This window comes from Kribbella steppae (assembly GCF_004342025.1).
GTDB classification, from domain to species: domain Bacteria; phylum Actinomycetota; class Actinomycetes; order Propionibacteriales; family Kribbellaceae; genus Kribbella; species Kribbella steppae.
The window spans coordinates 36855-61378 of record NZ_SLWN01000020.1 but is presented as its reverse complement, the minus strand read 5'-3'; the positions used below and the strand labels follow the sequence as shown (position 1 = coordinate 61378).

The window sequence follows — 24524 nt, the reverse complement described above, 5'->3', positions numbered from 1 at the left end:
CACCCCATGGCCGTGCAGACACCACCCCGAGTCACACCTGGTTCGCCCTCCAAGGCGGCGAAACCTGAGACCGGGCAGCCGTGGAAGGAACGCTGGGCGGGACTGTTCTTCGTCGCACCGTTCCTGCTGCTGTTCGCCGCCTTCCTGCTCTGGCCGACGCTTTCCGGCCTCTGGAACAGCTTCTTCAACACCAGTCTCGCCGGGGTCCAGCAGGAGTTCCTCGGACTGCAGAACTGGCGGGAGATGTTCGGCGACCCGGCCGTCTGGTCGTCGTTGAAGAACACCTTCGTCTTCACCGCGATGAGTACGCCGCCGTTGGTGATCATCGCGCTCGTGATGGCCCTGCTGGCGAACCGCAGCGGCTTGCTCGGCTGGCTGCTGCGATTCTCGTACTTCGCTCCGTTCGTCCTGCCCGCGACCGTCGTGACGCTGATCTGGGTCTGGATCTACCAGCCCGGGTTCGGCCTGGTGAACGGTCTGCTGACGGCCGGCGGTTTCGCCGAGATCGACTGGCTGAACACCGAGAACCGGGCCATGCTGGCCGTGGTGATCACGACCGTCTGGTGGACGGTCGGGTTCAACTTCCTGCTGTATCTGGCCGCCCTGCAGGGGATTCCGGCCCAGGTCTACGAGGCGGCCGCGATCGACGGCGCGAACGGCCGGCAGAAGCTGTTCCGGATCACGCTGCCGCTGCTCAGCCGGACCACCGGTCTGATCATCGTCCTGCAACTGGTGGCGTCGCTGAAGATCTTCGACCAGATCTACCTGATGACGAACGGCGGCCCGAACTTCGCGACCCGGCCGATCATCCAGTACATCTACCAGAACGGCTTCACCAACTACCGGATCGGTTACGCGTCGGCGATCTCGTACATGTTCTTCGCGATCATCGTGATCGTCTCGGTGCTGCAGTTCAAACTCTTCTCCGGCCGGAAGGAGGGCGCAGAATGACCACCGCCACCGCCACCCCCACCAACACCACGACCCGGCCGGCCGCGACCAGGTCCGGACCGGTCGAGCCTCGCTGGAGCTTCCCGAAGGTGGCGAGCATCGTCGGTGCGGTCATCCTGGCTGTGATCTGGCTGGTGCCGCTGCTCTGGGCCCTGGACACCTCGCTGAAGCCCGAGCCGGAGACCACCCTGATCCCGATCACCTGGTTGCCCGAGGCACCGACCACGGCCGCCTACCAGGGCGTGATCGAGCAGGGCGACCTGATCCGCTGGTTCTTCAACAGCACGATCGTGGCGGTCCTGGTGACAGCGCTGACCCTGCTGGTCTCGGTGCTGGCGGCGTACGGCTTCTCCCGGACCGAGTTCCCGGGCCGGCGGGCGCTGTTCGCGCTGATGATCGCGGGCATCCTGGTGCCGCCGCAGGTGCTGATCGTGCCGTTGTTCCAGGAGATGACCGGGCTCGGCCTGGTCGACACCTACTGGGGCATCGTGCTGCCGCAGGTGGTCGCGCCGGTGATGGTGTTCGTGCTGAAGAAGTTCTTCGACGGCATCTCCCGCGACTACGAGGACGCCGCCCGGGTGGACGGCGCGACCCGGTGGCGGATCGTCTGGAGTGTGATGGTGCCGATGTCCCGGCCGATCCTCGTTGCCGTCGGCATCTTCACCTTCATCGGCGCCTGGAACAACTTCCTCTGGCCGTTCATCGTCACCACCGACCCGTCGATGATGACGATCCCGGTCGGGCTCGCGAACGTGCAGGGCTCGTACGGTCTGCGGTACGCCCAGATCATGGCGTCGGCAGTGCTCGGCGGGCTCCCGCTGCTGATCGTGTACGCCTTGTTCCAGCGGCACGTCGTCCGTGGTGTCGGCGACGCGGGAATCAAGGGATGAGGCGTTTCGCCCTGCAAGGAGGCGGCACGGTGATCCTGTCCGGATCCGGCTCGATGGCCGGACCGGGCGGCCAGTCCGTGTACGACGGCTGGCTGGCCCATCACTACTACGACGTCCAGGCCGGTGGCGATTTCCGGCTCGGTCTGCGGCGGATCCATTGGGGGCCGGACGGCTGGCCCCGCGTCACCTGAAGCACATCCGTACCCACGACAGGAGCCACCTGGTGCCCTCTGCCAACTTCACCATCGACCCCGCGTTCACGATCGCGCCCGTGAACCGCCGTACCTTCGGCACCTTCGTCGAGCACATGGGCCGGTGCGTCTACACCGGCATCTACGAGCCCGGCCACGCCACCGCAGACGAGGACGGCTTCCGCAAGGACGTCCTCGAACTGACCCGCGAGCTCGGGGTGTCCGTGGTCCGCTACCCCGGCGGCAACTTCGTCTCCGGCTACCGCTGGGAGGACGGCGTCGGCCCGCGCGAGGGCCGGCCGCGCCGGCTCGACCTGGCCTGGCACAGCGTCGAGACGAACGAGTTCGGCCTGGACGAGTTCATCCGCTGGTGCGCCAAGGCCGGGGTCGAGCCGATGATGGCGATCAACCTCGGCACCCGCGGGGTGCAAGAGGCGCTTGACCTGCAGGAGTACGCCAACCACCCGGGCGGCACGGCCCTGTCCGACCTGCGCGAGCAGCACGGCGCATCGCCGTACGGGATCAAACTGTGGTGCCTGGGCAACGAGATGGACGGCCCCTGGCAGATCGGGCACAAGACGGCTGAAGAGTACGGCCGGGTGGCGGCCGAGACCGCGCGGGCGATGCGGATGATCGAGCCCGGCCTGCAGCTGGTCGCGTGCGGATCGTCCTCGTCGGCGATGCCGACCTTCGGCACCTGGGAGCAGACGGTCCTGCGGGAGACCTACGATTTCGTCGAGTACATCTCCTGCCACGCGTACTACGGCAACGACGACGGTGACACCGCGTCGTTCCTGGGGTCGGCGGTCAACATGGACCGCTTCATCGACGCGGTGGTCGCGACCGCGGACGCCGTCGGCGCGGAGCTGAAGAGCACGAAGAAGATCGACATCTCCTTCGACGAATGGAACGTCTGGTACGGCGCCCGCTCGCGCCGGACCGATGAGGACCCGGACGGATGGGCGGTGGCGCCGCGGCGGATCGAGGACGAGTACAACGTCACCGATGCCGTTGTCGTCGGCAACCTGCTGATCTCGCTGCTGCGGCACAGCGATCGGGTCGGCGTCGCCTGCATCGCGCAGCTGGCGAACGTGATCGCCCCGATCATGACCGAGCGCGGCGGCCCGGCCTGGCGGCAGCCCACGTTCCACCCGTTCGCGATCACCTCCCGGCTCGCGGCCGGCCAGGTGCTGCACGTGGAGACCAACTCGCCGACCGTCAGCACGGCCAAGTACGGCGACATCACGGCGGTCGACGCGGTGGCGACGTACGACGAGGGCAAGCTGTCGGTGTTCCTGGTCAACCGGTCCACCGAGGGCCCGATCGAGGTCACCGTCGACGTCAGCCGGGCAGGCGTGACATCGGTCCTGGAGTCTCAGCTGATCCACGACGAGGACGGCCTCGCCACCAACTCCGCCGACCAACCCGACCGCGTCACCCCACAACCCGCCGAGGCCCAGCTGGAGGACGGCAAGCTCACCATCACCCTCCCCGCCGTCAGCTGGGCGGCCCTCAGCCTCGGCTGAACTGCGTCACGGTGACCCCCGGCGCGATCTCGACGCGAGCAGTCTCGTGATAGCCACGGGACGCGTAGAGAGTGACCGCCGGGGTGTTCGCCGTGCCCGTCGAGACGACGCTGGTGTGACGCGGCTCCAGTTGGTCGAGGTGGTCGAGCAGGGCGCGGCCGTGGCCGCGGCGGGCGTGGGCCGGGTCGACGATCAGGCGGGTGATGTCGACCGTGTCGTCGTCCGGGAACTCGTAGGCGACCGCGCCGACCAGGAGATCGCCGTCGTACCGGCCCAGCCAGTGTTCCGTGGACGACATCAGGCCCTCGAGGTCCTCCTGGAGTGGCGGGATGCCGTCGAAGCCGATCAGCTCGGCCTCGACGGCGTACGCGCGATGCTGGATCTCCAGCAGCCGTTCGGCGAGGGCCCGGTCGCTGAGGTCGAGGGGTCTGATCACGCGCGCCAGGCTACTGCCGGACCGCTCAGGCCGCGCGCCAATAACCCAGCGCCTTGACCCGGTGCTTCGGGACCGAGAGGTCCTTCAGGAGGTACGACGTGAGCGTCCGGGTGGTGACGGTGTCGCAGGCGATCCACACGAAGGCGTCGGCCGGGTCACTGATGAACTTCGGCAGATCCGCCTTGACGCCCTCGACCATTTCTTGCCGTGGCACGGTCCGCAGCTCGTGATGGTCCGGATTGATCCGGAACGGCAGCTCGTGATCGACGTCATCCGTGGTCTCGAACCAGATCGTCGCGGGCAGCTTCGGCGCGACCGCGAGCAGCGAGTCGATGGCCGGCAGCGACGCCGGATCGCCGATCACCAGCATCCGCTCCGGCAGCGGGTCCGGCACCTCGAACCCGCTCCCCTGCACGGTCGCCTCGATCGTGTCTCCCGGCTCGGCCTTGCGGGACCAGTCGCTCGCACACCCGTCGTGCAGGGCGAACTCCAGACTGAAGGTGCCCGCCTCAGCGTCCGGGTCGACCAGCGTGTACGCACGCTGATGCGACTTGCCCGCGTTGTCGAACCACAGCCGCACCCACATCGTCGGGTGTACGCCGATCGCCTCGAGCAGCCCGCCGTCGGTGAAGTGCACCCGGCGGTACCGCTCGGTGACCTGTTCGGCACCCGTCACGGTGAAGGTGAAGTCCTTCCCGCGGAACAGCTTGAGCACCACGTGTTCCCAGCCATGCCCCACTGTGTCCTCCACTGAACGACAATGGCCGTTGCGGCCACTTTTGTTGCCTTGTAAGTTAGCTCAGCCTAACCTAACTGAAACGAGGACTGCAGTGAATGCTCGGGTCTTCCGGGACGCGTACGGCGTACCCCATCTGCACGCCGGAGACCCGTTGGCGCTGGTCTATCTGCAAGGCCTCAACGCGGCGCAGGACCGCGCCTGGCAGCTCGAGTTGGAGCGCCGCCGGTTCCTCGGGACGAGCGCCGCCTTCCTCGGTGCGGAGGCCGCGCCGTGGGACGTCTTCGCCCGGCAGGCACGGCTCGCCGACACCGCGCAACGCTGCTTCGAGGCACTCGACGACGAGCTGCGCGAGTGGATCACGGCGTACGTCGAGGGCGTCAACCATGCAATGCCGGTCGGGGCGGCACGTGCGCCCGAGTTCGCCCAGACCGGGCTGACAACCGAGGAATGGGAGCCCTGGGCTCCGCTCGGGATCTGGCTCGCGGTCCACATCATGTTCGCCGGCTTCCCTTCGAAGTTGTGGCGAACGCATGTCGCGCGACACCTGGGCGACGAGGCCATCGAGCTCTTCTCCTCGGAGGGTCCGCGGACCGCGGGCAGCAATGGCTGGATGATTCCCGGCTCGCTGACCACCTCGGGCCAGGCGATCATCGCGGGTGACCCACACCGGTTCATCGAGAGCCCGGGCATCTACCAGCAGATCCGGTTGTCCTGCCCCGAGTACGACGTCCTCGGCCTCGCCGTACCTGGAATCCCGGGCATCGCCCACTTCGGCCACACCGGCAAGGTCGCCTGGGCGATCACCAACGCGATGTCGGACTACCAGGACCTGTACGCCGAACAACTCCGGCGGACCGGGTCGTCGGTGGAAGCGCTCGGCCCGGATGGCTGGAAGCCGGCCGCGGTACAGCACGAGATCGTCGAGGTGGCTGGCGCGGAACCGATCGAGATCGAGGTGATCGAGACCGAGCGCGGACCGGTGATCATCGACAACGCTGAGCAGACCGTCAGTCTGCGGTACCCACCACGGGTGACGGGACGGCTTGGCTTCGAGGTGCTGCCGAAGTTGCTGCGGGCAACCACAGTCGGCGATATCGACGCTGCGCTGGAGACCTGGGTGGAGCCGGTCAACGTGGTGCTGGCGGCTGACACGTCCGGTGGCCTGTTGCACCGGACTGCCGGTCTGGTCCCGACGCGTCACGAGTCCAATCGGTTGCGCGTCGTACCGGCCTGGGAATCCGACCACCAGTGGCAGGGCTGGTACGAGCCGATGCCGCGGGCAACTGTCGACGGCCCCGCGGTGATGGCGAACGCGCGTGAGCTGGCCGCGCCACTGGGCGTCGAGTTCGCCGCACCTCATCGATCCCGGCGAATCTCTGAGCTGCTGAACGCACGTGCAGGCTGGTCGGTCGACGAGATGCCGTCGATCCACAGCGATACCTATCTGGGCTCGGCCGGGAGTCTGCTGGATGTCCTGGCCGGCTTGATGGATCTCTCGACGGACGCTGTTGCCCTGCGCACCGAACTGCTCGGGTGGGACCGGCGGATGGACGCCACCAGCACCACCGCATCCTCGTTCGCGGCAGTCCGCAAGGCGCTCGCCTCACGGTTGGCCGACCATTTCGCCGTACTGGAAGGTGATGCCGGCTGCCCGGAGGTCTTCCAGCCCTGGATCGACCCGCTCGCGCATGTGTCGTATGCGCTGGAGAACCTGCTCAGCACCGACCTGCTTCCCGAGGTCAACGTGAGTTGGCTGGCGCGTGAAGCACTCGAGGAAGTTGCCGCGCGCAAGCCTCGGCCGCCGTGGGGTGAGACGCATCAGCTGTCGCCGCTGCACATGTTGCGGGGTCCGGTGTTCGCACCGGGCGAGGAGCCGATCGATCTCGGGCTGTCCGGCGATCACCACTGCGTGATGTCGACGTCGAGCGTGCCCGGTCTCACTGACATCTGCATCCGCGGCTCAGCAGCTCGTTATGCGTTCGACCTTGCGGACCGCTCGGCCAGTGGGTGGGTCGTTCCGCTGGGCGCGTCCGGCGTACTCGGGGATGCGCATCACCACGACCAGCTTCCGCTGTGGCTCCGTGGCAAGCTGGCCACGGTCCAAGGCGAGCTAGAGCGCGAGGACTGGAGCTTCTCGGCGGAGCTGGCCGGGTTCGGCGCGGTGCGGATCGTCGAGGCCGATCCCGACCGCGACCTCGACCTGATCCACGGCTGGGTGACGGCCGAGCGGGCCGGCTTCTGGGGGATGGGGCATCTGTCCCGGGACGAGATCGCGGGGATCTACACGTTCCTCGACTCGGTGCCGACGCATCACGTGTACCTGGTGTATCTGGACGACGTACCGCTGGCGCTGTTGCAGACCTACGATCCGCAGGCGGATCCGGTCGGAGCGGCGTACGACGTCCAGGCCGGTGACATCGGCCTGCACTTCCTGATCGCCCCCGGCGACCCACGCCCCAACTTCACCGGCAACCTGCTCACGATCATCGGCCAGTTCATGTTTGTCCACCTCGGCCACTCCCGCGTCGTCGTCGACCCCGACACCCGCAACGACAAAGCCATCGACCGCTTCCACCGCACCGGCTTCGTCCTCGGCCCCGAAGCCAAGATCACCCACCCCGACGGCACCACCAAAACCGCCCAACTCGCCTTCCTCACCAAGGACCGCTTCCTGGGCTTCAGGGCGAGTTGACGGCTACTTCTTGACCGCGAGGACGGCGGCGATCAGGCGCTGCCAGTCGGTGAGGTCGTCGACGGGCTCCGGATTGCGCCACTCGACCGCCGGAACCAGGCCGGGCTCGAGGACGGTGAAGTCGTCGCCGAAGAGTGCGAGGATCTGCTCATCGGTGCGCCAGCGGCCGCGGCCGAGCGACCCCTGCAGCACCTGCTCCAACTCCTGGCTGCGCGGGTCGTTCTCACTGCGGAAATGACTGATGAAGACGTGACTGCCGGACGCGACACGGTCGGCCCAGAACTTGACCAGCGCGGCCGGGTCCTCGTCGTCGTTCACGTGGTGCAGGGTCGCGCTGAAGATGACCGCGACCGGCTTTTCGAAGTCGATCAGCCGACGAGTGTCCGGGTGGTCGTAGATCGCCTTCGGCGTGCGCAGATCGGACTGGATGACGGTGGTATTGCTGTTCTCGGACAGCAGCGCGCGGCCGTGCGCGAGCACGATCGGGTCGTTGTCGACGTACACGACCTTCGCGTCCGGGTCGTACCGCTGGGCGACCTGGTGCACGTTGTCCGCCGTCGGCAGCCCGCTGCCCAGATCGATGAACTGCCGGATCCTGCTGTTCGACACCAGTTCGCGGATCGCCCGGATCAGCGCGCCGCGATTGTCGTGCGCGATCTGCTGGGAGCCGGGCAGGTCGTGGATGAACTTGTCGCCGAACGCACGGTCGACGGCGAAGTTGTCCTTGCCACCGAGCAGGTAGTCGTATGTCCGGGCGATACTCGGCTTGCTCATGTCGAACCCGGGGTACGGCGCCTTCTCGTCTCCGTCGGCCATCGCGGCAACTCCTCCGATCCGGTAGTGACCCCAATCACTCTAGGCGATCCGGGGACTACACGGTCGCCAACCCCGGCCTGTCAGCCGGCCCACTCCAGCAGCCAGCCGCGGTCGGGGGGACGGGTCAGTCAGCAGGCATGCCGCAGCGGCCGTCGGGTTCCGGCACGACGGCCGCTGTGGTGACTGTCGGCGAGTGTGCGGTGACCTGGTCTGGCGGGCCCTGCCACCGGTTCGTCAGCCGATAGCGGTCTTCTTCTCGTCTCTGCCGAGGTGCTCACGCCCGGCCGGATGCCGTTCACGCGGCTGTGCGTGGTCGGTCGTCCGTGGCGCCGGACACACCGGGCCACGGCGGATCGGACCGCCACCCAGCCTCCGGCTCTTCCACTGCTTCTCTTCGTAGTCGTAGTAAGTGTCGACGCCTCCGACTGTCATATATGTCCTCCCGTCAACCCCGCGACCCCTGCTGGCGGTTTCCACAGTCCGGCACGAGTGGCCTATGACACAAGCAATTCCGGAAATCCCCATCGACAAACGGATTCGAACAGCCGGATGCGTTCGATTCGCCCACAAACCTGCATCAACCCGTTTAATGCTTGATGGTCTCAGATCACGAAGATGGCCACGCCATGACCGGACTGCCGGACACCGTCCGTGACGGGATCCGCCGTACCGAAGGCCATCACCTGGTACGTCGGGACGCCGTCGAGCGGCACCACGGCCTCGCCGGCGGCCAGGTTCACCACGATCCGGAAGCGGCCGCGGGTGACCACGAGCCAGTCGCCGTCGGCGTCGTACGCGATGCCGACCGAGTCCAGCCGGTCGTCGTGGAGGTCCGGCGTCCGGGCGCGAAGTGCGAGTAGGTCGCGGTACCAGGCGAACAGTTCGTTGTGGGGTGGCTCGTCGTGCTCGGACCAGTCGAGGACGGAACTGCGCCAGGTCTCCGGGTCCTGCGGGTCCGGGATCTCCTCGGCGTCCCAGCCGTGCGCCGCGAACTCCCGCCGACGACCGGTCCGGACTGCCTCGGCCAGCTCGGGTTCGTCGTGGTCGGTGAAGTAGCGCCAGGGCGTCGAGGCGCCCCACTCCTCACCCATGAACAGCATCGGCGTGTACGGCGAGGTGAGCACGAGCGCAGCGCCGATCGCGAGCTGGCCGGTCGTCAGCGCGGGCCGGTCGCCGAGCGCGCGGTTGCCGACCTGGTCGTGGTTCGAGGTGTACGCGAGGAACTCGCCACCGCGGTGCCGGGCCGGGTCGACGGGACGTCCCCAGTCCTTGCCGCGGAAGGTGGAATACGACCCGTCGTGCAGGAACACCTGGGTCAGCGTCTTGGCGAACACCCCGGGCTCACCGAAGTCCACGTAGTACCCGGCGCGCTCACCGGTCAGGAGCGTGTGCAGCGCATGGTGGAAGTCGTCACTCCACTGCGCGGTCATGCCCAGCCCGCCCTCGTCCACGGGCTCGACCATGCGCGGGTCATTGAGGTCCGACTCGGCCACCAGCCCGAGCGGCCGGCCGAGCTGCTTCGACAGCTCCGCGGTCTCGGACGACAGCTGAGCCAGCAGATGCGTCGGACTGTCGTCAGCCAGCGCATGTACGGCGTCGAGCCGCAGAGCGTCGAGGTGGAACGACCGGAACCACCGCAGTGCGTTGTCACAGATCCACCGGCGTACCTCAGTGCTGCCCGTGTCGTCGAGGTTGACCGCCGGACCCCACGGTGTGGTGTGCCGGTCGGTGAAGTACGGCCCGAACTCGCCTAGCCGATTCCCACTCGGTCCGAGATGGTTGTAGACGACGTCGAGGCAGACAGCCAGGCCGACCTCGTGGCAGCGATTCACGAACCGCTGCAGCGCTTCCGGCCCGCCGTACGGCTCATGGACGGTGTAGAGATGCACACCGTCGTACCCCCAGCCGTGCCGCCCCGGGAAGGCAGCGACCGGCATCAGCGAGACGACCTCGACGCCGAGCGCCACCAGGTAGTCCAGATGCCCGGCGGCCGCCTCGAGCGTTCCTTCCGGCGTGAACGTGCCGATGTGCAACTCGTAGAACACAGAGCCCCGCACATCCCGCCCAGCCCACTCGCTGTCCGTCCAACGGAAGCGGTCCTCGTCGAACACCCGGCTGAACCCATGTACGCCGTCCGGCTGCCAAGCACTGCGCGGATCCGGCAGCGGCCCGGTCCCGTCGACCGTGTACGCGTAGTCCGAGCCGTGTCGGGCCTCGACCACGTCCCGCTGCCACCAGCCGTCGTCCGCCCAGCGCATGGGCAGAGTGCCGTCCCGGAGCACCAGGTCGACGGACGAGGCGGCAGGCGCCCAGACGCGGAAGGTGTGCATTCAGCTCCCTACGAGCAGGGCCACCGGGAGGTCTTCCAGCAGCTCCTGGATGCGGGCTGATCCACTACCCACGACGCGGCCGGTCAACACGTTCTTCCACTCACCACTCGGCAGGACGACCGTGCTCTCGCCCCAGCCGCCCAGCCGATGCAGTGCGGCGGGAAGGCGGGTTGCCACCGTGATGACCGCGTCGCCGCGGGCGAAGGCGACCGCATGTCCGTTGGAGGTCGGCAGTGGGGTGTACGTGCCGGTGAAGGCGTCCGGGTACTGCCGGCGGATGCGGAGCGCTCTCGACGTGACCAGTAGCTTCTCGTCGGAGAGGTTGGCCGGTTTGGCGCCGTCGTCGAGACGTCGCAGGCGGTCGATCCGGTGCTGGTAGTCGACGGGCCGCCGGTTGTCCGGGTCCACGAGCGACAGGTCGACCAACTCGGTGCCCTGGTAGACATCCGGTACGCCGGGCATCGTCAGCTGGACCAGCTTCTGGCCGAGCGTGGCCGCCCTGACGAACTCGGTCTGCCGTGCGGCAAAGCGTCGTACCGACTCCAGAACGGCTGTGTCGGCGAGGACCGCGGTGGTGAAGGTGGAGACTGCCTCTTCGTACTCCTCGTCCTGAGACGTCCAGGTGGTGTGGCGTTTGGCTTCGCGGATCGCCTTGAGGAGATAGGCCTGCATGCGTTCCTCTGGGATCGGGCCGTCGTCCCAGGTGCCGAAGAGCGTCTGCCAGAACAGGTACTCCGTGCTGCCGTCGAGCAACGGACTCCGGTGGTCCTCCGACAGCCGCCGCCACTCCCGGACTGCCTCCGACCAGGCAGCAGGCTGTTCGGACAGCACACCGAGCCGGGCCCGCACGTCCTCGGATCGCTTCGTGTCATGTGTGGAGAGCGTGGTCATCGTCTTCGGCCAGTGCTGGTTCAGCCGGGATGCGAAGGCGTGGAACTCCTCCGGAGTCACGCCGAAGTGCTCCGGATCCCCACCGACCTCGTTGAGCGACGAGAGCCGGAACCACCGGTAGAACGCGGTGTCCTCGACCCCCTTGGCCATCACCGGACCACACGTCTGCTGGAACCGGATGATCAGCTCGTGCCGCGCGTGCTCGTCGATCCTGCTCGCCGTACCGGTCTCCCGGCCGAGCAGCAGGTGCAGTACGACGTCCAGCGTCTCCTGCCGGTCCTCGTCCAGCTTCTCCCGCGCCTTCTCGGCCGCACGCTCCAGTGCACGAATCGCTGCCGGTCCAGGCTGCTCCCCCGGTACGACGTACGCCCGGTAGATCTCGAAGTGGACGAGTAGCTCCACGACCACCTCGTGGAACGCACGACGAGTGTGGTCACGCAGACGCACGTCGTCCTGGCAGATGCGGGCCAGCAACTCCACCAGCCGGTGCACCTCGGCGTACTGCCCGTGCTTCACGACCTCCCGTTTGGCCTCCTCTACGACCGGGCTGAAGTCGGCCGGCTCACCGGTCAGCTCGGAGTGGAAGGCTGCCAGCGGTGCAGCACCGGCCGGGTCGACGAAGAGACCTCCGACTCGCAGTAGAGCGTCGTACCCGGTGGTGCCGGCGCAGGGCCAGTCGCGTGGGAGCTCCTCGTCGCCTTCGAGGATCTTCTCCACCACGACCCACGCACCACCGGTGCGCTCGGCCAGCCGGCGCAGGTACCCACGTGGGTCGGCGAGACCGTCCGGGTGGTCGATGCGGAAGCCGTTGAGCTTGCCCTCATGCAACAACGAGAGCAGTAGCTCGTGAGTGGCCTCGAAGACCTCCTGCGTCTCAACTCGGACGGCGGCGAGTGTGTCGACGTCGAAGAAGCGTCGGTAGTTCAGTTCCTCGTCAGCGACCCGCCAGTGCGCCAGGCGGTACCACTGCTCGGTCACGAGCTCTGCGATCGGCAGATCCTCTGTCCCCGGCCGCAACGGGTACTCGTGCTCGTAGTACCGCAGTACGTCGCCGTCGACCGACAACTCGTCATCCGCCAGCACCTTGCCGATGCGCTGACCGAGCACCGCCATCAGCAACGGCTGGTTCCCCGAACCCCAGTCGACGTCGAACCACTCCGCGTACGGCGACCCAGGCCCATCCCGCAGCACCGACCACAGTGCCTTGTTGAGCCGAGCCGGCGTCGGCACTGCGACGTGGTTCGGTACGACGTCCGCCACGGCGCCCATGCGGTGATCTGCCAGCCGTGTCGCGAGCCGGTCGAACGCGGCGCGGCCACCGGCCGGTTCGGACAGGCGGCTGTGGTCCACCACGTCGTACCCGTGGGTGGAGCCGGGCGCCGCTTGGAGGATCGGGGACAGGTAGGCGTGGGAGATCCCGAGGCCGTGCAGGTACGGCACCACCGTGGCGGCGTCGTCGAACCCGAACTCGGCGCGCAACTGCAACCGATAGGTGGCCTGCGGGACCCTTGTCATCCGGCGGCCCGCCGGGGCCGGGTCAGGACCAGCATGCCGTGGGCCTCGATCCGGATGGTGCTGCCCGCGGCGTGCTCGCCCCCCTCGGCACGACCGGTCGGCCTGATGGTGTCCACCACCACGGACCACACTTCGCCGTACTCCTTCACGGGCAGCAGGAAGTCCTGCGCCTCGTCGTTACTGTTCAGCAGGATCAGGAACGAGTCGTCCACCACCGGCTCGCCGCGCGGATCCGGCTCCGAGATGGCGTCACCGTTGAGGAAAACGGCCACCGCGCGGGCGTCGTCGCGGCTCCAGTCGCCGTTCTGCATCTCCTGACCGTCGGGGGTGAACCAGACCAGGTCGCCGAGCCCGTCGACCCCCGTGTCGCCGTGGAAGAACCGGCGGCGCCGGAACACCGGGTGCTCGTTGCGCAACCGGACCAGCGCACCGGTGAACTCCAGCAGGTCCTGCTGCTCCTCGGTGAGGTCCCAGTTCACCCAGGCGAGTTCGTTGTCCTGGCAGTAGACGTTGTTGTTACCCGACTGGGTCCGGCCGAGCTCGTCGCCGTGGGCGAGCATCGGAACCCCCTGCGAGATCAGCAACGTGGCCAGGAAGTTGCGCTGCTGCTTGGTCCGCAACGCGAGCACGGCGGCATCGTCGGTCTCGCCCTCGGCGCCGCAGTTCCAGGACCGGTTGTGACTCTCCCCGTCCTTGCCGCCTTCGCCATTCGCCTCGTTGTGCTTCTCGTTGTAGGAGACGAGGTCGCGCAGCGTGAAGCCGTCGTGGGCGGTGACGAAGTTGATGCTCGCCAGCGGGCGGCGGCTGTCGTCGCGGTACAGGTCCGACGAGCCGGTCAGCCGCGAGCCGAACTCGGCCAGCGTGTACTTCTCACCGCGCCAGAAGTCGCGGACGGTGTCGCGGTACTTGCCGTTCCACTCGGTCCACAGCGGCGGGAAGTTGCCCACCTGATAGCCGCCGTCGCCGACGTCCCACGGCTCGGCGATCAGCTTGACCTGGCTCACCACCGGGTCCTGCTGGACCAGGTCGAAGAACGCCGACAGCCGGTCCACCTCATGGAACTGGCGGGCCAGCGTCGACGCGAGATCGAACCGGAATCCGTCCACGTGCATCTCGGTGACCCAGTAACGCAGCGAGTCCATGATCAGCTGCAGCACGTGCGGGTGCCGCATCAGCAGGCTGTTCCCGGTGCCGGTGGTGTCGTAGTAGTGCCGCTTGTCGGCGTCCACCAGCCGGTAGTACGCCGCGTTGTCGATGCCCTTGAACGACAGCGTCGGGCCGAACTCGTTCCCCTCGGCGGTGTGGTTGTAGACGACGTCGAGGATGACCTCGATGTCGGCCTCGTGCAGCGCCTGCACCATCGTCTTGAACTCGGTCACCTGCTGGCCGCGCCCGCCCAGCGAGGAGTAGGCGTTGTGCGGGGCGAAGAAGCCGATCGTGTTGTAGCCCCAGTAGTTGGACAGGCCCCGCTCCTGCAGGTGCCCGTCCTGGGCGAACTGGTGGACCGGCATCAGCTCGATCGCGGTCACCCCGAGCTCCTTCAGGTGCTCGATGATCGCCGGGTGCCCGATCCCGGCGTACGTGCCGCGGATCTCCTCCGGCAGCGCCGGGTGGGTCTTGGTCAGACCCTTCACGTGCGCCTCGTAGATGACCGTCTCGTGGTACGCGTGCCCCGGCGGGCGGTCGTTGCCCCAGTCGAAGAACGGGTTCGTCACCACCGACAGCATGGTGTGCTCGCGGTTGTCCATCGTGTTCAGCTCGTCCGGTTTCGCGAACCGGTAGCTGAACAGCGACTCGTCGCCGTCGACCTGCCCGTCGATGGCCTTCGCATACGGGTCCAGCAGCAGCTTGGACGGGTTGCACCGATGCCCCTCGGCCGGGTTGTACGGCCCGTGCACCCGGAACCCGTACCGCTGGCCCGGCTGCACCGCCGGCAGGTACCCGTGCCAGACGAAACCGTCCACCTCGGTCAGCTGCACCAACTGCTCGGACCCGTCGTCGCCGATCAGGGCCAGATCTACTCGCTCAGCTACCTCCGAGAACACCGCGAAGTTCGTCCCGGAGCCGTCGTAGGTGGCTCCGAGGGGGTAAGGACGGCCAGGCCATTTCTGCACCAGACGACAGTAGCCACCCAAGGTCCTGAAGGAGGCATCCCGGTCTGTTTTGCTCCCGAGTGTTCATTGCGGTGCGCTGGACCGCGTACTGCGGCGGCCCGGCGCACCCGATCGATCAGTCGGACCAGGCGACCGGTTCGTCGAAGGGCCGTCGTCCGCGGCTATAGGGTGCTGCGATGGGCTACTGGGGCTAGCTCGTCGCGGCCAAGAGCGACGGACAACTGGACGAACTGGACGAACTGGCCACCTTCGGCGACGAATACCTCCGGGTCGAGCCACTTCACGACGGCTGGCAACAGGCCTGGGTCGCCGGAGCGAACGAGAACCCACTGATCGGCGCACAACTCCTCGCCAAGACCACCGGCCATCCCGCCCTTGCGGCCTTCATCCTCGACAGCGACTGCGGCCCCGTCGCCGCCGCCGACCCGCAGGGCTCCACCTGGTCGGGCACTCTCGCCAAGTCCATGGCGATCGACTCCTACGAAATGCCCGACGACGGGATCCCGCTCGCAACAACTGTGCAGTCGTTCCTCGCCTGGACCACCCAGGCCGGCCTCCCAGCCGACGAGCACCTCGTCACCAAGGCCCTCGACCCCGACGCCAGAGGCCCCGAGCGCCTCTTCACCCTGCTCCTCGAGGCGACGCGTATCGCGCCCGCCCGCGCGTGATCACCTGCCCCCTCATCCGCCCCCGACAGATCCGCACGCCTGAGGTGTTGTTCGCGATCGCGCGACGAAAGTCTTGTGATGCAAGCGTTTGACGCACCGGGGTGGGTTTTGGAGTACCGGTGAGGCTAGTAAGATCTCGCGCTTGTGAAGTCGCCCTCCGTCCGGCGGCCGGTTTTCTTGGACTCGACCGGGCGTCGCCATCGAGCCATCCGTCGGGGCGGTGCGTTTCTCGCCGTACCTGTTGTGGGTTACCTGATCCTGCTGGTCAGCAGTCTGCTCGGTGGACCGAGTCTGGACACTCCGCTGGTTCCGTTGCCGGAGGCCGGCAAGCCGGCGGTCGAGAAACCGCTGGTGACGCCCGGGTCGGCCGCCGTGCAGTCCGAGCGTCCGAACGAGCCGGCCGTGACGCCGGAAGGCGCAACCGAGCCGACGAGCACACCGGCTTCGAGTAGTACGCCGGTCCCGAGCAGCACGCCCACCGTCGTACCCACCCCGACGATCGCACCGACCACCCCGGTGACCGGATCACCCACCACCCCACCGGGTAAACCCACCACCGCACACGCCAGCAACAAGCCGACCGTGCCGCCTGGTCGGACGAAGTCACCGCCCAGGCCGTGAGTCGTCCGGTCGCGCGACGCGCGAAACCCGTCCCACTGCGCACCCACTGGGTCGTGCTGACCATGCTGCTCGTCTGTCTGTCGAGCATGCTGGTTCTGCACGGCTACACGCATCACATGTTCGGCACCGAGCCCGACGGCGCAGCCGTGGCCGGCGGTCCGGACGGCGCCGTACCGCGGAAGGTCGTCGACGGCGGCCCGGTGATCGACGCGCGACCTGCCGACGTCCGCACGGTCCGTCCCGCGGCTCGCACCATCGCGCTGACCTTCGACGACGGCCCGGATCCGGTCTGGACCCCGAAGGTGCTCGACCTGCTCAAGGCGCAGAAGGTCAAGGCGACGTTCTTCGTCGTCGGCACCGAGGTCGCCGCCCACCCGGAGATCGCCCGCCGGATTGTTGCTGAAGGCCACCAAATCGGCGTGCACACGTTCACGCACGCGAACCTGAGTACGGCGGCCGGCTGGCGCCGATCGCTCGAGCTGCGGCAGAGCCAGCTGATCCTGGCCGGTGCGACCGGGATGAGTACGCCGCTGCTGCGACCGCCGTACTCGTCCGAGGCGAACGCGCTGACCAACGCCGATTGGACCTCGATCGAGGCGGCTCGCCAGGCCGGCTACCTGACCGTGCTGAGCACACAGGACAGCAAGGACTGGCGGCGACCGGGAACCACGAAGGTGATCGCCAACTCGATGCCGCGCGGGACCGCGGGGCAGGTGCTCCTGATGCACGACGCGGGTGGCGACCGGAGCGAGACCGTGGCCGCGCTGGCCAAGTTGATCCCGACGCTGAAGGCGCGTGGGTTCAAGTTCGCGACCGTGAGCGACTCCGTGGGGCTGCCGCAGCCCGTGCACAAGGCCAGTCTGGTCGAGCGTGGGCGTGGCCTGGCGGCCATCTGGGCGCTGCGGATCAGTGACGGCGTACTGACCCTGCTGACGTGGTTCCTGTACGCCGCGGGCGCGCTGAGCGTGCTTCGCGCTATCACCACCGTGGTCGCGGCACGGCGGCACGCCCGGCAACGGGACTGGACGTGGGGTGACCCGGTGACGGAGCCGGTCAGCGTGATCGTCCCGGCGTACAACGAGAGCGCGGGGATCGAAGCGGCGATCCGGTCGCTGGTCGCGTCCGACCATCCGATCGAGGTGATCGTCGTCGACGACGGTTCGACCGACGGTACGGCGGAGATCGTCGAGGCGATGCGCATTCCCGGCGTCCGGGTGATCCGGCAGCGGAACGCGGGGAAGCCGGTCGCCCTCAACACCGGGTTGCAGGCCGCACACTTCGACCTGATCGTGATGGTCGACGGCGACACCGTGTTCGAACCCGACGCCGTCCGCATGCTGATCCAGCCCTTCGCCGACCCGTCCGTCGGTGCCGTGTCGGGTAATGCGAAGGTTGGCAACCGGCGCGGCCTGCTGGGTCGCTGGCAGCACATCGAATACGTGGTCGGCTTCAACCTGGACCGGCGGTTGTTCGACCTGGCCGAGTGCATGCCGACCGTGCCCGGCGCGGTCGGCGGCTTCCGTCGTACGGCTCTGGACCGGATCGGCGGGCTCAGTGACGTGACACTGGCGGAGGACACCGACCTGACGATGGCCCTGTGCCGGGACGGGTGGCGGGTGGTCTACGAGGAGCGTGCGGTTGCGTGGACCGAGGCGCCGGCGTCGCTGGGTGCACTGTGGCGGCAGCGGTACCGCTGGTGCTACGGGACGTTGCAGGCGATGTGGAAGCACCGTGGTGCGTTGGTGCAGCGCGGTCAGGCCGGTAAGCTCGGCCGACGCGGTCTGAGCTACCTCCTGATGTTCCAGGTGCTACTGCCGCTCCTGGCGCCGGTGGTCGACGTGTTCGCCCTCTACGGCCTGCTCTTCCTCGATCCGCTCCGGGTGGGGCTGGTCTGGCTGGGCTTCCTGGCGTTGCAGTTCGCTATGGGTCGCTACGCGTTCCACCTGGATGGTGAGCGGGCTGGACCACTGTGGACACTGCCGCTGCAGCAGTTCGTCTACCGGCAGCTCATGTACCTGGTCGTCATCCAGTCCGTCTTCACCGCGCTGGCCGGCTCTCGCCTGCGCTGGCAAAGGATGGAACGCTACGGAAGTCTCCGCTCACCCGCGAGCAACTCCACTCTCCTCTCTTGAACGTCTCCAGCACCCCAGCCCCACCTCCACGACCGAAGGTTTTCCCTAGACCACGCGAAATTCGTCGGTGATCGCTTCCGCAGCAGGGAAGTTCTTGCGCAGTATTCCGGCAACCGGCCGCCCGCCCAGCGGCCCGACCCGGAGGAGCGCAATCCATGCGATCTCTGATCACCCGTCCCCGCGTCGCGGCAGCCCTACTGGCCGGCTCGGCGCTCATGTTCAGTCCTCTCAGCGGCCAGGCCACGGCCCGGCTTCCCGTAGGGTCTGCGGACTGCTTCGTGCCGCCGGCCAGTGCTTCGGCCAAGGGTGGCCACGGTCCGGACACCCGGGAGGTGTCGGCCGCCGAGCAGAAGGCGATCGAGGCCCGGACCGCACAGTTGTTGAAGGCAAAGGCCGCCCGCGGCATCGCCGTACCGAAGGGTGCACTGGCGGCCGCGACCGTGCCGGTGTACGTCCACGTGATGCGCGACGCGGCCGGCAACGGCGATGTCACCAACAAGCAGATCGCCGACCAGATCACCGTGCTGAACAAGACGTTCGCCGGTGGGGAGTCCTCGGCCGCGGCGGAAACCGGCTTCAGCTTCACGCTGGCCGGGACCTTCCGCTACAACAACAACCAGTGGCACAAGGACAAGCAGAGCAGCTCGTACCGCAAGCAGACCCGCAAGGGCGGTGCGAACGCACTGAACATCTGGCTGGTCGACTTCGCCTACCTCGGCATCGCCACCTTCCCGTGGGACTACGACCGTAGCCCGGGGACCGACGGCATCCGGGTGCATTTCGACTCGCTGCCGGGCGGCAGTATCGCCAACTACAACCTGGGCGAGACCGCGACCCACGAGGCCGGCCACTGGTTCGGGCTGTACCACACGTTCCAGGGCGGCTGCACGGAGACGAACGACGAGGTCGCGGACACGCCGGCGCAGAGCAGCCCCACCAACGGCTGCCCCGTGGGCCGTGACTCCTGCTCGTTGCCGGGCCTCGACCCGATCCACAACTACATGGATTACTCGTACGACTCCTGCTACAACCAGTTCACCGCAGACCAGAGCACCCGCATCAGCCAGATGTGGACCGCCTACAGGGCTTAAGGTCGTAGACGTGGCCACCCCGGCATGCGTGGCCGGGTGGCCACCCATCACACGATGTAGCGGTCGCCGGGCCGGATGATGCGCAGCCAGCGGGAGCCGTAGGGCTCCAGGTCGAGGTCGACCACGCCGTCCTCGCGGACATTCGTCGTCCGTTCCTCGAGCAGATCGACCGCTCGTACGCCGACTCCTGTGCCGGCCACCGCGAGCGTCACCCGGGCGGATTCGGCGGCGAAGTTGTGGACGGCGATGATGCGGCCGTCCTCGCAGTCGGAGCGGTGGGCGAACACGGACGGCGACTGGTGCTCGAGGATGGTGCAGTCGCCCCAGGAGAGCTCGGGGCACTCGCGGTACCGCTGGGTGAGGAGCTTGATCCAGTTGAGGAGTGACTCGGGGTCACGACGCTGAGCCGCGACGTTGACATGCTCAGGGCTGAAGTCGCCGTCGGGAACGGCGGCGGCGAGATCGTTCGGGTCCGCGGTCGAGAAGCCGCCGTTCGCTTCGGCCGTCCACTGCATCGGCGTACGGACCGCGTTCCGCCCTTCGATGGCGAGGTTCTCACCCATGCCGATCTCCTCGCCGTAGAACAGCACCGGCGTACCGGGAAGTGAGAAGAGCAGGCTGTAGACCATCTTCAGCCGGGCCGGGTCGTTGTCGAGCATCGGCGGCAGCCGCCGGCGCAGACCGCGCCCGTAGAGCTGCATGGACTTCTCGGGGCCGAAGGCGTCGAAGACCTCCTGCCGTTCGTCGTCGGACAGCTTGTCCAGCGTGAGTTCGTCGTGGTTGCGCACGAACGTGCCCCACTGCGCCTCCTCCGGCGGATCCGGACGCTCCCGCAGCGCCTTCGCCAGCTCGGCCGGGTCGCTGCGCGCCAACGAGAGGTAGAGCCGCTGCATGCCGATGAAGTCGAAGCTCATGGTCAACTCGTCGCCGTCCTCGTCACCGAAGAAGGTCCGGGTGTCCTTGTACGGCAGATTGACCTCGCCGAGCAGCATCGCCTGACCGCTCCGCCGGGACAGGAAGGCCCTCAGGTCACGCAGGTAGTCGTGCGGGTCCGGCAGGTCGGCCGCGTCGAGCGAACCCGCCGGGTCGATCAGGAACGGTACGGCGTCCACCCGGAACCCGGACAGCCCCAGCTGCAACCAGAAGCCGATCACACGCATGATCTCCTCGCGCACCGAAGGGTTGGTGATGTCGAGATCCGGCTGGTGCTTGTAGAACCTGTGCAGGTAGTACTGGCCGGCCTCCTCGTCGTACTGCCAGAGACTGTCCTCCTGGTCCGGGAACACGACGCCCTTGTCCGCATCCGCCGGCGGCTCGTCCCGCCAGACGTACCAGTCCCGGTACGGCGACTCTCGCGAAGCCCGCGCGCTCTGGAACCACGGGTGCTGGTCGGACGTGTGGTTGACGACCAGGTCGGCGATCACCCGCATGCCCCGGTCCTGCGCGAGCGTGATCAGCTCGACCAGATCGCCATGGGTGCCCAGCCGCGAGTCGACACCGTAGAAGTCGGTGATGTCGTAGCCGTCGTCGCGGTCCGGCGTCGGGTAGAACGGCATCAGCCACAGGCAGGTGACGCCCAACTCAGCCAAGTGGTCAATCCGCTGGCTCACCCCGCGCAGATCACCCCGTCCATCGCCATCGGTGTCGAAGAACGTCTCGACATCAAGGCAATACACCACTGCGTTCTTCCACCAGACATCCGCGGTCTCTGTCAGTCTCATGTCTCCCGGTCCCCACCGCGCGATGAACTACACCGACGTTCGTGTAATCAATCGCTCACGTGGAGTAAGTTCGTCGGCATGCTGAAAAGGGCCGTTGTGCTTGCCGGGATCCTGATGCTCGTGTCTGCCGGGGCTGTCTCGGCGGCTGACAAGCGACTGATCGTTGGCGGGACGTTGGCGAGTGTCAGGGAGGCGCCGTGGGCGGTGGCGTTGACGAACTCGCAGTCGTCGCGGCCCACTGGGCGGTGGTGTGGTGCCGTCCTGGTGGCACCGGACAAGGTGCTGACGGCTGCGCACTGCATGCTCAAACCGGTGTCGACATACACGGCGGTCCAGGGACGGGCCGAGTTGAGTGACGACTCGACCGGGCGGGTGTCCGGGATCAGCAAGGTGTGGATCCATCCGGGCTACAACACGAAGAACAACCGCAACGACTTCGCGATCCTCACCCTGGCCCAGCCGTTCACGCAGGTCCCGGTGATCACGCTCGAGACCAACCCGAAGGCCGACCGGAAGGGCGCCGTTCCAACCGTCTACGGCTGGGGCGACACCGCGGACACCGGTCCGGACGACACGCTGCAGAAGGTCGCCGTACCCGATCTCGGCGACGACGCCTGCCTGGCGAACAAGGAGTACGTCGCCAACGGGTACGCCGCCGCGTCGAACGTCTGCGCCGGCAACGGCACCGGCGACGCCTGCCAGGGCGACTCCGGCGGCCCCCTTGTCCTCAACGGCCGCCTGCTCGCCACCGTCTCCTGGGGCAAGGGCTGCGCCGACCCCGCTTTCCCCGGTGTTTACGCGGAAATCGCGTCCGCGGCCAAGGCACTCAGAGCCCAGATCTGAACAGGTTCGTTAACCCGAAACATACCTGTCAGTACCTGTCTCAGGTCCTCATCGGACGGACACGGGACAGAAACACCAAGTCCTTACCTTTCTGGTCAGCTACCCAGTTGCCCAGTGAGGAGAAGGCATGGCGCAAACCAGACGTCAGTTCCTGCAACAGGTCGGTATCACCGGTGGAGCCGGTGTCATGTATTCCACGATGTCGGCGCTCGGCCTCACGGGCGTCGCCGAGACTCCCGCGTACGCCGCCCCGTCGCGCGTCGAGCTCAACGGCCGCGGCAAGCACATCGTCATCCTCGGCGCCGGGATCGCCGGCCTGACCTCGGCGTACGAACTGCTGAAGGCCGGCTACAAGGTCACCCTGCTGGAGGCCCGCAACCGCCCCGGCGGCCGGAACTGGACGGTCCGCGGCGGCACCGTGGAGACCGACCTGGCCGGTAACACCCAGCGGGCGACGTTCTCTCCCGGCCAGTACATGAACGCAGGCCCGGCCCGTCTGCCGCAGCACCACGTGACGCTCGACTACTGCCGCGAGCTCGGCGTCGCGATCGAACCGTTCGTCAACCAGAACGCGGACGCGTACCTCTACCGCGAGGGCACCACAGCCCTGTCCAACAAGCCGATCCGGCACCGCACCGCCAAGGCGGACGTCTACGGCTACGTCGCCGAGATGCTCGCCAAGGCGACGGATCAGGGCGCGCTCGACGGGCAGCTGACCGGGACCGACAAGCAGGCGCTGATCGGGTTCCTGAGCAGCTTCGGCTCGATCGGGAACAAGGCGGCCGGGTTCGCCTACACCGGCGCCGACGGCCGCCGCGGTTACGAGATCGAACCCGGTGCGGGGATGGAGGGCGGTACGACGGCCGCGCCGTACGCACTGAGCGACGTGTTCGCCAGTGGGGTCGGCAACTACTTCTCGTTCGAGTTCGGCTGGGACCAGGCGATGATGATGTTCCAGCCGTCCGGCGGGATGGACCGGATCCCGTACGCGTTCGAGAAGGCGATCGGCCAGGAGAAGATCCAGTACGGCGCCGAGGTGACCGGCCTGCGCAACACCACGGCCGGCGTCGAGGTCACCTACCGGAGCGGGACGCGGACCCGGATCATCAGCGCGGACTACGCCATCTGCACGCTGCCGCCACACCTGGCCGCGAAGGTTCCGTCCAACCTGCCCACGCCGATCATCGAGGCGCTGAAGTACGCCCGTCCGACGAACGCGGGCAAGATCGGCATCGAGTACGGCCGGCGCTGGTGGGAGGAGGACCACCGGATCTACGGCGGTATCACCAACAGCAACCTCGACACGGTCAACACCTGGTACCCGTCGACCGGCTTCCACGGCAAACGCGGCACCGTCATCGGCTACTACAACACCGGCGCCAACGCCAATGTGTACGGCGCCCTGACACCGGCCGCGCGGCTGGAGCGAGCCCTGATGCAGGGCACCAAGATCCACGGTGACGTCTACGGCAAGGACGTCAAGGCCTCCTTCTCGGTGAACTGGCTCGGGACCAAGTACTCCGAGGGCGCCTGGGTCGGCTGGCCGTCCCAGACCGACGGGATCTACGCCCGGCTGCTCGATGCCACCGGCAACATCTACTTCGCCGGCGACCACCTGTCCCACGCCATCGCCTGGCAGCACGGCGCGATGGTGTCCGCCCGGGCGGCCGTGACCGCCCTGCACAGTCGGGTGACCAGCAGATGAAGCGCAAACTCCTGATCGGGTTCGTCGTCGTGGTGATCGCGTCGTGCTCGTTCACCGCCGGAGCCGCCGGGTGGTGGAACAAGCCGAAACCGCCGAGCCCCGGCACCGTCGTCCCGGCGCTGCCCGCCGGCCAGTCCAACCCGATGATCGCCAGCGGTGTCGGCATCGGGGCCAACACTCCGATCTACAAGTCCAGCGGGCTCGGCCCGTCGGCCCTCAACACGGGCGCTCCCGCGGGGTCGGAAGCGTCGTACATCGACACCGTGGTCTTCCCGGGTGGGACGCTGCCGGAGGGCGTCACCATCACCGAGGCGCAGGGCATCAACGTGCTGCGGCGGATCGGCGAGAACCTGCAAGCCCAGGGCCTCTCGTACGCCGATGTCTACACGATGCGCGTGTTCCTGCAGAACCCGGCCGGCGCCACCACCGCCGACTTCGCCGGCTGGAACCGTGCCTACCGCCAGTACTTCGCCAACACCGACCTCACCACAGGTCAGTACGTCCCTGTCCCCCTCGGTACGGCGCCACCCGCCAAACCGTTCGTGGTCAACAAGTCCCGCCCCTCCCGCTTCGCTCTGGAGATCGAGAACCTGCCCGTCACCGGCTGGCTCGTCGAAGTCGAGGTCGACGCCGCCTACCCCAAGCGCTGAAC

The 24524-nt window shown here is 67.6% G+C and carries 20 protein-coding genes; 12 read left to right on the top strand and 8 right to left on the bottom strand.

All coding sequences use genetic code 11. The annotated features are described in order from the left end of the window. Positions 1-6: 6 nt before the first annotated feature. Genes EV652_RS39685 through arfA form a run of 4 tightly spaced genes read left to right on the top strand, consistent with a single transcriptional unit; the run spans position 7 to position 3558 of the window. The gene (locus EV652_RS39685) at positions 7-951 is read left to right on the top strand and encodes a carbohydrate ABC transporter permease (RefSeq protein ID WP_132215354.1); all 945 of its coding nucleotides are present in this window, start codon (positions 7-9) and stop codon (positions 949-951) included. Further along, complete coding sequence (locus EV652_RS39680) at positions 948-1841, top strand: carbohydrate ABC transporter permease (protein ID WP_132215352.1); 894 nt, start codon at positions 948-950, stop codon at positions 1839-1841. Before EV652_RS39685 ends, EV652_RS39680 begins: the two co-directional genes overlap by 4 nt. Further along, on the top strand, positions 1838-2032 hold the full coding sequence (locus EV652_RS39675; RefSeq protein ID WP_132215350.1) for a hypothetical protein: 195 nt from the start codon (positions 1838-1840) through the stop codon (positions 2030-2032). The genes EV652_RS39680 and EV652_RS39675 overlap by 4 nt, the downstream gene beginning before the upstream one ends. Positions 2033-2064: 32 nt before the next feature. After that, positions 2065-3558, top strand: a complete 1494-nt coding sequence (gene arfA / locus EV652_RS39670) for an arabinosylfuranosidase ArfA (RefSeq protein ID WP_132215348.1) — start codon at positions 2065-2067, stop codon at positions 3556-3558. On the opposite strand, the gene EV652_RS39665 is transcribed toward arfA, so the two are convergent. Together EV652_RS39665 and EV652_RS39660 are read right to left on the bottom strand one after the other, a co-directional pair. Then, a complete protein-coding gene (locus EV652_RS39665) occupies positions 3545-3994 on the bottom strand; it encodes a GNAT family N-acetyltransferase (RefSeq protein WP_242002288.1) in 450 nt (149 codons plus the stop codon). The genes arfA and EV652_RS39665 overlap by 14 nt on opposite strands. A gap of 25 nt (positions 3995-4019) precedes the next feature. Continuing rightward, positions 4020-4745 (bottom strand): siderophore-interacting protein, encoded by a 726-nt coding sequence (locus tag EV652_RS39660; RefSeq protein ID WP_242002287.1) that lies wholly within the window; start codon positions 4743-4745, stop codon positions 4020-4022. A gap of 79 nt (positions 4746-4824) precedes the next feature. On the opposite strand from EV652_RS39660, the gene EV652_RS39655 reads away from it, so the two are divergent. Then, complete coding sequence (locus EV652_RS39655; RefSeq protein WP_132215344.1) at positions 4825-7425, top strand: GNAT family N-acetyltransferase; 2601 nt, start codon at positions 4825-4827, stop codon at positions 7423-7425. A gap of 3 nt (positions 7426-7428) precedes the next feature. On the opposite strand, the gene EV652_RS39650 is transcribed toward EV652_RS39655, so the two are convergent. From EV652_RS39650 to glgX, 5 genes are all read right to left on the bottom strand, one after another. Next, positions 7429-8241: an SAM-dependent methyltransferase gene (locus EV652_RS39650; protein ID WP_132215342.1), complete on the bottom strand. Its 813-nt coding sequence runs from the start codon at positions 8239-8241 to the stop codon at positions 7429-7431. A 234-nt stretch (positions 8242-8475) separates the two neighbouring features. After that, positions 8476-8673, bottom strand: coding sequence for a hypothetical protein (locus EV652_RS39645; RefSeq protein WP_132215340.1), 198 nt, complete (start codon positions 8671-8673; stop codon positions 8476-8478). Between the two features lie 170 nt (positions 8674-8843). After that, the gene (gene treZ / locus EV652_RS39640) at positions 8844-10571 is read right to left on the bottom strand and encodes a malto-oligosyltrehalose trehalohydrolase (RefSeq protein WP_132215338.1); all 1728 of its coding nucleotides are present in this window, start codon (positions 10569-10571) and stop codon (positions 8844-8846) included. Continuing rightward, entirely contained in the window at positions 10572-12977 is a 2406-nt protein-coding gene (treY, locus tag EV652_RS39635) for a malto-oligosyltrehalose synthase (RefSeq protein WP_132215336.1), read from the bottom strand. It lies immediately after the preceding gene. After that, positions 12974-15091, bottom strand: coding sequence for a glycogen debranching protein GlgX (gene glgX, locus EV652_RS39630; protein ID WP_132215334.1), 2118 nt, complete (start codon positions 15089-15091; stop codon positions 12974-12976). Before glgX ends, treY begins: the two co-directional genes overlap by 4 nt. A 464-nt stretch (positions 15092-15555) precedes the next feature. Between glgX and EV652_RS39625 the strand changes: the two genes are divergently transcribed. From EV652_RS39625 to EV652_RS39610, 4 genes are all read left to right on the top strand, one after another. Then, positions 15556-15759 carry a hypothetical protein gene (locus tag EV652_RS39625; protein WP_132215332.1) on the top strand — a complete coding sequence of 68 codons (204 nt, stop codon included), beginning with the start codon at positions 15556-15558 and terminating at the stop codon, positions 15757-15759. Between the two features lie 243 nt (positions 15760-16002). Next, positions 16003-16380, top strand: a complete 378-nt coding sequence (locus EV652_RS39620; protein WP_132215330.1) for a hypothetical protein — start codon at positions 16003-16005, stop codon at positions 16378-16380. Then, positions 16377-18512: a bifunctional polysaccharide deacetylase/glycosyltransferase family 2 protein gene (locus tag EV652_RS39615; RefSeq protein ID WP_242002286.1), complete on the top strand. Its 2136-nt coding sequence runs from the start codon at positions 16377-16379 to the stop codon at positions 18510-18512. The genes EV652_RS39620 and EV652_RS39615 overlap by 4 nt, the downstream gene beginning before the upstream one ends. 155 nt (positions 18513-18667) lie before the next feature. Continuing rightward, positions 18668-19603 carry a zinc metalloprotease gene (locus tag EV652_RS39610; RefSeq protein WP_132215328.1) on the top strand — a complete coding sequence of 312 codons (936 nt, stop codon included), beginning with the start codon at positions 18668-18670 and terminating at the stop codon, positions 19601-19603. 47 nt (positions 19604-19650) lie between these two features. Here EV652_RS39610 and EV652_RS39605 read toward each other — a convergent pair whose 3' ends face one another. Beyond that, the gene (locus EV652_RS39605) at positions 19651-21324 is read right to left on the bottom strand and encodes an alpha-amylase family protein (RefSeq protein ID WP_132215326.1); all 1674 of its coding nucleotides are present in this window, start codon (positions 21322-21324) and stop codon (positions 19651-19653) included. A gap of 78 nt (positions 21325-21402) precedes the next feature. Here EV652_RS39605 and EV652_RS39600 point away from each other — a divergent pair, with 78 nt between their 5' ends. From EV652_RS39600 to EV652_RS39590, 3 genes are all read left to right on the top strand, one after another. Continuing rightward, entirely contained in the window at positions 21403-22167 is a 765-nt protein-coding gene (locus EV652_RS39600) for a S1 family peptidase (protein ID WP_132215324.1), read from the top strand. Positions 22168-22294: 127 nt separating this feature from the next. Further along, on the top strand, positions 22295-23872 hold the full coding sequence (locus EV652_RS39595; protein ID WP_132215322.1) for a flavin monoamine oxidase family protein: 1578 nt from the start codon (positions 22295-22297) through the stop codon (positions 23870-23872). Further along, a complete protein-coding gene (locus EV652_RS39590) occupies positions 23869-24522 on the top strand; it encodes a Rid family hydrolase (protein ID WP_132215321.1) in 654 nt (217 codons plus the stop codon). Before EV652_RS39595 ends, EV652_RS39590 begins: the two co-directional genes overlap by 4 nt. The last annotated feature ends 2 nt before the right edge of the window (positions 24523-24524 follow it).